This is a genomic window from Helicobacter bilis (genome assembly GCF_900198365.1).
GTDB lineage: Bacteria > Campylobacterota > Campylobacteria > Campylobacterales > Helicobacteraceae > Helicobacter_A > Helicobacter_A bilis_B.
The window spans coordinates 1-8278 of sequence record NZ_FZMS01000049.1 but is presented as its reverse complement, the minus strand read 5'-3'; the positions used below and the strand labels follow the sequence as shown (position 1 = coordinate 8278).

At 35.1% G+C, this 8278-nt stretch carries 9 protein-coding genes and 1 pseudogene; 4 read left to right on the top strand and 6 right to left on the bottom strand.

The window, feature by feature from the left end; genetic code table 11:
* Positions 1-327: 327 nt before the first annotated feature.
* From C6H08_RS07095 to C6H08_RS11995, 6 genes and pseudogenes are all read right to left on the bottom strand, one after another.
* Positions 328-528: a hypothetical protein gene (locus tag C6H08_RS07095; RefSeq protein WP_034562432.1), complete on the bottom strand. Its 201-nt coding sequence runs from the start codon at positions 526-528 to the stop codon at positions 328-330.
* Between the two features lie 185 nt (positions 529-713).
* The gene (locus tag C6H08_RS11510; protein WP_194145931.1) at positions 714-857 is read right to left on the bottom strand and encodes a hypothetical protein; all 144 of its coding nucleotides are present in this window, start codon (positions 855-857) and stop codon (positions 714-716) included.
* 118 nt (positions 858-975) lie between these two features.
* Positions 976-1143, bottom strand: a complete 168-nt coding sequence (locus tag C6H08_RS11505; RefSeq protein ID WP_194145930.1) for a hypothetical protein — start codon at positions 1141-1143, stop codon at positions 976-978.
* 441 nt (positions 1144-1584) lie between these two features.
* A complete protein-coding gene (locus tag C6H08_RS07085; protein WP_052092596.1) occupies positions 1585-1869 on the bottom strand; it encodes a hypothetical protein in 285 nt (94 codons plus the stop codon).
* 145 nt (positions 1870-2014) lie between these two features.
* Complete coding sequence (locus tag C6H08_RS07075) at positions 2015-2668, bottom strand: metallophosphoesterase family protein (protein ID WP_034562430.1); 654 nt, start codon at positions 2666-2668, stop codon at positions 2015-2017.
* A gap of 68 nt (positions 2669-2736) precedes the next feature.
* A pseudogene (locus C6H08_RS11995) lies at positions 2737-3419 on the bottom strand (phospholipase A).
* A gap of 67 nt (positions 3420-3486) precedes the next feature.
* Here C6H08_RS11995 and C6H08_RS07060 point away from each other — a divergent pair.
* The 4 genes from C6H08_RS07060 to C6H08_RS07045 all read left to right on the top strand — a co-directional run.
* Entirely contained in the window at positions 3487-3831 is a 345-nt protein-coding gene (locus C6H08_RS07060) for a hypothetical protein (RefSeq protein ID WP_034562426.1), read from the top strand.
* Between the two features lie 489 nt (positions 3832-4320).
* Entirely contained in the window at positions 4321-4866 is a 546-nt protein-coding gene (locus C6H08_RS07055) for an outer membrane beta-barrel protein (RefSeq protein WP_034580570.1), read from the top strand.
* Positions 4867-4945: 79 nt separating this feature from the next.
* Entirely contained in the window at positions 4946-7009 is a 2064-nt protein-coding gene (locus C6H08_RS07050) for a GTPase (RefSeq protein WP_034580568.1), read from the top strand.
* Positions 7010-7136: 127 nt separating this feature from the next.
* Positions 7137-8278: cache domain-containing protein (locus C6H08_RS07045; RefSeq protein ID WP_199773195.1), on the top strand; the 1142-nt coding region annotated here is incomplete at its 3' end.

The window sequence follows — 8278 nt, the reverse complement described above, 5'->3', positions numbered from 1 at the left end:
CCCCCCCCTTTTTTTTTCACTCATAGTCAAAACAACAATAGATACAAAATTGTAGTAAAGCTTTATGCAAAGTCTTATTTTCAATTAATCCTACTATGCATATGTTAATAATGGGGGGGGGGGGATTATGCTTAAATTGCTTCAAACACAAGCGATACATGTTTATTGCATTTACTTTTTTTAATTAGATTATGGGGTTTGTTTTGTTTGGTGTTTTGTGGCACGATGCTTTTTATGAGTGGGCGATGCACCCAGTGGAAGAGGCATAGGCACTTCGCTTATGGTATGTGTGGTTCGATTCCGCTCCCTACTTGTTGATACTGTTTATTATTCAAAACTTCCTTTTTTGCTTTTTTTGTTGGAATGATATAATTTACCAAGTGCGTCTGCATTAAAGCGTATAAAATTAATCTTTATGTTATCCTGTTTATCTGCAAACACGATGAAAAAATTCTTATGATTTGTGTCAATATAAGCATTTTTTGCATTTGCTATAACACTTGGAATCTCTAGTAATTTCGGCTTCACTTAAGGCTTGATTGTAATTTTCCTTTGGTGCTGTTCTAAAAAATAGCTTAAATCCTTTTTAGTCAAAAATACTTCATCAAACTTAACACTCAAAGCGTTTTTGATTTCCTGTGGTAAAAAGTGGCAATTTTTAGAATATTTGGGGCTTTTTCATAACCCTTTTTCCCACATTAGCCACAAATTCTCTATGCTCTTGCTCTTGTGCGATTTCTAGCGATTATGGTGTATTTTTTCAGTGCTTTATATGTCTTTGGTTGCATTTTTTGATTCTCTTTTTCTGCTAATTTTAGCATACTCTTAGCCTGTATTCCACCCTTTTCATTCTGCACGATATAGCGTGGGATATGTGTGCTAAAAGTGGATATTTTTCTTTTGCTTTATCAAAGCCTTGTGTTAATGTATCGGCTAAGTCTTTTGCTGCGACTTCTTTTAGCTTCGAATTATTTTTTAAATATTTAACGCCTTGAGCAACTGCTTACTCCCTACTGCCCCACCTAAGAATCCAGCGGCAAGCTTAGCAGGATTAAAGCCCATAATATTTCCATTCTCATCTATCTCTATTTCTGCTGCACTTCCGCTTATTAATCCACTTCCCAAATGTGAGTTACTTTGCATAGTTATGGAATCTTTTATTAACTCTTTTGTTTCTTTTACACTTTTTCCACTTTGTTTTACTTATTTGATTATTTCTTGTGGGGTTTGCGATATAATTCTGTCTTGGTTAAGTGAAGTAACAGGGCTTTCCTTTGCGTTAGTTCCAGCGTTTTCACTTGTTAAAGCCTTAGACTGAATCAAATTAAGGCTTTCCAATTCTTTTTTATTTCCACTATCTCTAAAAGCAGTTATAACAAAATTGTTCCCGTCTTTTTATCTAAAATAATTGTCGTTAGCTCGGTTTTAATTCCAATACGACCTTTTTCTACTTCTACAATATGCCCTTTTTGTATATTTTCGCTTAAGTGTGATATAAATCTTAAAGCCTTTTCTTCGCCTCATTGCTTTATTCTCTCTTGTAAAATATGTGCTAATCCAAAGTTAGAGTCTCCCTAAACTAAATCAATGTCCTCCTAATTCTTTACGATGAAATGCCCCTGCGACTTGTTCTTTATACTCGCCCTTAGCTTCGTTTTCTTTAAAGGCTTGTGCTTCTGCTTCATTTATGAGTTTTTGTATAGCAGTCTCGTCGCTGTGATAATGCTCTGCATAGTTTGCGCCAAACTCTTTTATAGGTTTAATGTTTAAGGATTCCCTATTCTCATAATACGCTTTTAAGATACCCTCGAATTTACCATTTTTATATGGTGTTTCTCTCCAAAGATTCCCATTTAAATGATCTCTCACTGCACAGCCGCTTATTTTGTCTTCTTCATTTTCGCATTCTTTGAGTGTAGTTGTATCTATACTATTAAAGTGAAAACAAAACTATAAACACATTTTTTAGTAACATATTTGTCCTTTAAATTAAGATAAAGATTCTAAAAAGCTATTAAAAATGTGCCCATGATGAGAGAATATCACGCAATCTTTTAGGACGAAATGATAGTCTTTCTGTGCTAGCATTAATGCAGTAGTCTTGCACACTATCTCTTGAGTGTATATGTCCGTGGATATTGACTTCACATTTTGCTAGAGAGTAAGCATAGTCGATAATATCCCTTGCTTTATGATATTTATCATTTCTTTTTCTCTCGCCAACGGGAAAATGGCTAAACATAATCCGCACATTATTCACATCAACGATTAAGCCTGTGGCATAGGGATTTTTTAGCTCATCGCCCCACTTTTTTTTCATTGCCTTTTTTAGCATATCTTTTTCTGGAATCTTAAATTTAATCTTTTTTATCACACGCCAATCTTTTAGCCTTTGATATTTACCCATATCATTATTGCCTACAACAAGCATTTTTTCACCATTGAGTTTAGGCAAAATGCTATCACCATCGCCAAAGTATAAATCCCCTAAATGAAGCACACTATCATTCACGCTCACGACTTCATTCCACCAATTTAAACTTAAATCATCAAAGCTTTTATAATGCGTGTTATTCAGTGTAATCACTCTTAAAGGCTCTTTTACAAGCACATGTTTATGTCCAAAATGCGTATCAGAAATAATAAAAGTATCAAGTGAGATTTGCATGTTTTGCCTTTGTTCTTGTTTTCTAATCTTAGCATATTTTAGAAATTATAAGTAATAATCCCGTATGCCTATCTCACAAAACGCACGCCAATGCCTATCCTATGCCCCATTTTATCATATTCATAGAGATAATCCCCATAGCCAACAAAATATTGCATATAAACTCCATAGTATGGATTAAGCTTATAGGTATAGCTTAGTCGCAAGCCACCATGTATTTTATCAACCCTTTTTCCGGGCTGAAAGTATCGTAATAAGCCCGTTATAGTCGCATCGGCTAAATGCTTGTTATAACGCATAAAGATTTTTACCTCAAGGCTTCCTAAGTATTTGTATATAAATGGATTCTCGGGATAGAATCTCACAGGGGCAAATGCCTCCATATCAACACCCCAATGCTTTGTCGTCCATCTAGCTTTAAATATCTATCTATCACTGCCTCGACTTCTATCAGCTGCCCCACCATGCTCTATATTTATCTCGCCGTTACTGATATGTCGCCAACCAGTTGTAAGCTCTGTGAGTGTGCCACCCCAAAATACTACATTCATAGGATAGGCAAATAAAAACTCTGGCTGAAAGTCATTGTCTCTTACCGGCGAACTTGCCTTTCATTAAACACTTGAAAAAAGAAAGTATCTGTAAAAGCAAAATATAAGATTCCACCGCTTTTAAAAATATTCCTTGACAAAGGGACTCTAAAGCTTATCTGTCCTTTAAGCTCATTTAGTATATGGCGTGGATTTTCCATAGGTGTGAAATTGTAAAGATATATGAAATAAGTATCACGCCAATCTTCAACGCTTAAAAGGGCTTTTGTGGTCAGTGGTGCTGGGATTGCATCGGGGATTTCTGCGGTATTTATCGTGCCAAATAGCTCATCTTTTGACTTTTTATCTAAAAGTGGGTATTCATGGGTTTCTTCTTTTTTCGTATTGTTGTTTCGCTGTGATTGTGTGCTGTGTGTTGTGTCTTTTTGTGTGGAGTTAGAATCTAGATTTTGTTTTGTGTTTGCTGCGTATTTGTTAGAATCTAGATTCCATGTTGTATGGGCGGGTGTGTTGTGTGTAGAATCTAGATTCTTGTCATATCGAGTGTGTAAGCACGAATTATCTTTTTTAGATTCTAAAGTTTTAGATACTTCGCCTAAAGGCTCAGTATGACAAGCGGTTGTTTTAGAATCTAGACTTTCTACTTCTTGTTTCTTAGATCTGTCTTTGCGTTGAGTATTGTTAATGAGTAGGCATAAATACTAATTATCATAAAACGACATATTTTCATCGCTTACCTTTCTTAAACTTCATTATTGCATGTTGCTTTAACTTTTAGAAATCAAATTTTGCGAAATTATTCTATTCATATCATTTATTGACATAGTAAATTACATGCGACAATGATATATAACACACTATTAAATGTTACAAAATAATACATTTTGTTTAGATTCCTTAGCTTTGCATACTTGAAAGTTCTTTTGTTTGTGTGAAACATAAGATAAAAGACACAAAATGTAAGCTAAAATAGACATGGCAGTCATATCATCATTTTTTGCTTCTTTACTTTATGTTTGCTTTAATGAGACGATATAGTTGTATAATTGTGCATTCAATCTTAAGCATTGAATAAATTTTACACAATGAAAGGATAAAGAGATGAAAATTACAAAATGTGTGAAAGCAGCAGTTTTAGCAAGTGTTCTTGCAGCAGGTAGTGCGCAAGCATTGCCATTTGTATCACCAGAAGTTGGTGGTATCGTAGGGACTAGCTTTGATAGTGTAAAAAATGGAAAGTTTGGTGGCGACACAAATATCACTTATGGTGCGTATGCAAGATTATGGTTAAAGCCGGGTTCATTCCGCATTGCACCTTTTGTGAAGTGGGAAAGTGTTACAGGTTTTACTCAAAACAATGTGGTTAATACAATCATCAATGGTGGCAATAGAAACAACAACCTACAATATGGTGCAGTATTGGGGCTTGAGTTTTTCTATCTTACCCCTTATGTAGGTGTTGCGTATTCTCAATTTACAGATGTGGCAATCTCAAATACTTGGGCGTTAAACTATGGTTTGAAGTTTAAGATTCCAATTTTACCTTTAGCAATCGGTATTGATGCATCTTGGCAGAAACCAAAAGTGCTAAATTCTGTTGAATTGGATATGCATAGAATAGGCGTTACACTAGGTCTTCATTTCTAATTTAACATAACTCCTTCAAACATTAACATAGCCCTAAATTTTTGGGGCTATCCCACAAACTCACATATAAGATACCATTATGAAAAAAGATACAAATAATAAAAGCAAATATCATAAAAAGAGTCAAAATAGTCTATTAGGACTTGGTAAAAAATATATAAAAGATTCTAATGCTATCACGCAAGACACAAAACAGCGTGGCAAAAAACATATAGAATCTAAAGAAAACACACAAGATTCTACACAAATAGAGATAAAGCCTATCGCAAGTGTAGCAATCATGGGCAGACCAAATGTAGGCAAAAGCTCACTTTTTAATCGGCTAAATCAAAAGAATATCGCCATAACCTCACATATAAGTGGCAGCACAAGGGATATTAACAAAAGGGATTTAAGGCTAAATAACTTTGATATTACACTTATTGACACAGGTGGGCTTGAAGTCTTAGCACATAGACTAAAAGAGTTTTACAAACAAAATAAAGCTACACAATCTCAAACAATAGCCCCAAGCACAAAAGACATACATGGTATAAATCGTAGCAATAAAAGGAAACAAGCCATAATTGCTACTCAGCTAAAAGAACACATTGCATTCCATTCATACAAAGTAGTTGCGACAAGTGATATTATTTTATACATGGTTGATGGAAGCAATATTGTCGCTGATGAAGATATTAGAATCTTTAGAGAGTTAAGCAAGCAAAAACCGCTTTTACTCGTGTTAAATAAAGTCGATAATGATAAAATCGCTATACAAGCGAATGATTTTATGGCATTTGGTGTGCCCTATATCACAATCTCTGTGGCACATAATAGAGGCATTACAAAGCTTCTATCAAGCATTGAAAACATAATACAAGAGCTCATAGATTCTAAAAAGATAAAAGCACAAAAGACTTTAAAAACACTTGATTTTTTAGATTATTTTGACGATACAGAAAGCATACTCACTTTTGAAGATGAAAAGCTAGATTCTAATCCTACTTTAAAAAGTCGCACTAATTCTAAAACACAAGTTACACAGAATCCAGATTCTAATCCTTGTCATGTTGAGCGTAGCGAAACATCTAGTATAGAATCTTTAAAAGATATTTCGCCTTTTTCAAAGGCTCAATATGACAAGAATCTAGATTCTAATATTCGTCATACTAAGCCTTTAGGTAAAGTGTCTAGCATAGAATCTAAACACGACATTTTACTTAACACCCAATATAATAACGATATAGATTCCATAGACAAAACAAAACAAACTACAGAATCTCTAAATACCATATCTAACCAAATAGACAACACTATCTCAATAGGCATTATAGGTCGTCCAAATGTCGGCAAAAGCTCTCTATTAAACGCACTCACAAATACAAACAGATCCCTTGTATCAGACATCGCAGGGACTACCATTGACCCCGTTGATGAGCATATTATGTATAATGGCTATAAGCTTACATTTGTTGATACCGCAGGGATTCGCAGACGCAGTAAGATTGAAGGGATAGAGAAATACGCCCTTGATAGAACGCAAAAAATGTTGCAAGAATGCGATATTGCCCTGCTTGTGCTTGATTGTAGCACGGAGTTTGTGGAGCTTGATGAAAAGATTAGCTCTATTGCAAGTAGCAATGGACTAGGTGTTATCGTAGTATTTCATAAATGGGATATACGCAGCAAAGAGTTTGATAGTCGCCTTGAAATCTATAAAAGAAAGTTTAAGTTTTTAGAATACGCACCAATTATAACCGCTTCAAGCACAACGCATAGGCATATTAAGGAATTAAAGCAAAAGATTATAGAAGTCTATCAGCATTTTAGCCTTAGAATCCCAACTGCAAAGCTTAATACCTGCATACAAAATGCACTTAAAAAGCACCCCATACCAAGCGATCATGGCAAGATTGTGAGAATCTATTATGCAACGCAGTTTGATTCTAAGCCACCAAAAATAGCCCTTATTATGAATAGACCAAATGCCCTGCATTTTAGCTACAAACGCTATCTTATCAATACTTTACGGCAACATTTTGGCTTTCTTGGCACACCAATTATTATCGAAGCACGAAGCAAAAAGACAAGAGATTTGAGCGAGACTGGTGAGACATTCGGCAATGAAGCAATAAATAAAGACAATGATGTTAAATCTTGATTGTTTTTAACAATGTATAGTTTTGGGCTATATTTTTGTGTTATTACCATATACACGCATTAATGCAGTTCTACAAATTACTTGCATTTACGCAAAATAATTTATTTCTACATACTTAGGAGCTTTCATGGTAAAAAGCATTAAAACAAAAATTGCATGCTTAGTCGGTGCATTAATGGTGATCGCATTGCTTGGTATCGGGCTAATCACTTTCATTGTTACTCGTAGTAATACGCTAGAGTTAGCCGCACATACACAAGCAAATAATGTAAAAATGGCAGATGCAATTATTGCGGATTTTATGGCAACTAACTTCAAAGCCACACAAGAGTTTGGCAATATGATTCTAGAAATGCCTTATGAAAAGTTAGCCACACAAGAAGCAGTGATGGAAAATGTAGGACCACTTCTTCGTTCATTTCGCATTGGCGGTAACTTTATGAACGCTGGTATAGGCAGAGAAAATGGGGAGCTTATAGTCAGCGATACAGAATCTGATAAGGAAAAAATCAGCCATTATTCCTATGGTAAAGCACATAACTATGATGTGCGAACGCGTGATTGGTATATTGAAGCTAAAAAGCAAAATGGCATATACATTAGCCCTGCTTATGAGGATACTTTAACCCACCTACCATGCTTTACCTTTGCATATCCGCTTTACAAAGATGGTAAATTTATCGGCATACTTTCACTCGATCTTATGCTAGAGCAGCTACAAGACCATTTTAATGCTATCCCTGTGAATGTATTTGCCCTTGATTCCATACATGTGCCATTTGCAGCATCGAATAAAGAAATCTTGCTAAAAGAAAATGAGAATTTCAAAGCATTATATGCAGAAACCGCAAAACAAGGTAACTATAAAAATATTCTCTTTGACTATGTAAGCAGCAATGAAACAGAACGCAAAATGGCAACTTGCAATCATGCAAGCGTGCAAGGACAAGCGTATTCAGTATGCACACTCGAAGATTTAAGTATGATACAAAAGCCAATTTGGGATATGGCTACACTGCAAAGCATACTTGTTGTTTTAATGTCAGCGATAAGCATGATCGTGCTATTTGTGGTGCTTTATATCTACCTTAAGCCAGTTGAAACTATCAAAAAAAGCTTACTCACATTTTTTGCATTTTTAAACCACGAGGTAAAAACCGCACCAAAGCCCCTGCATATTACAACCCATGATGAGCTAGGAGAGATGGCTCACGCCATAAACGAAAACATAGAAAAAACAAAGCTAGGTTTAGAGCAAGATTCTAAAGC

Coding starts and splice junctions, on each gene's coding strand:
- C6H08_RS11505 (WP_194145930.1), bottom strand. CDS start 1,143: ATGCAAAGTAACTCACATTTGGGAAGTGGATTAATAAGCGGAAGTGCA.
- C6H08_RS07075 (WP_034562430.1), bottom strand. CDS start 2,668: ATGCAAATCTCACTTGATACTTTTATTATTTCTGATACGCATTTTGGA.
- C6H08_RS07055 (WP_034580570.1), top strand. CDS start 4,321: ATGAAAATTACAAAATGTGTGAAAGCAGCAGTTTTAGCAAGTGTTCTT.
- C6H08_RS07050 (WP_034580568.1), top strand. CDS start 4,946: ATGAAAAAAGATACAAATAATAAAAGCAAATATCATAAAAAGAGTCAA.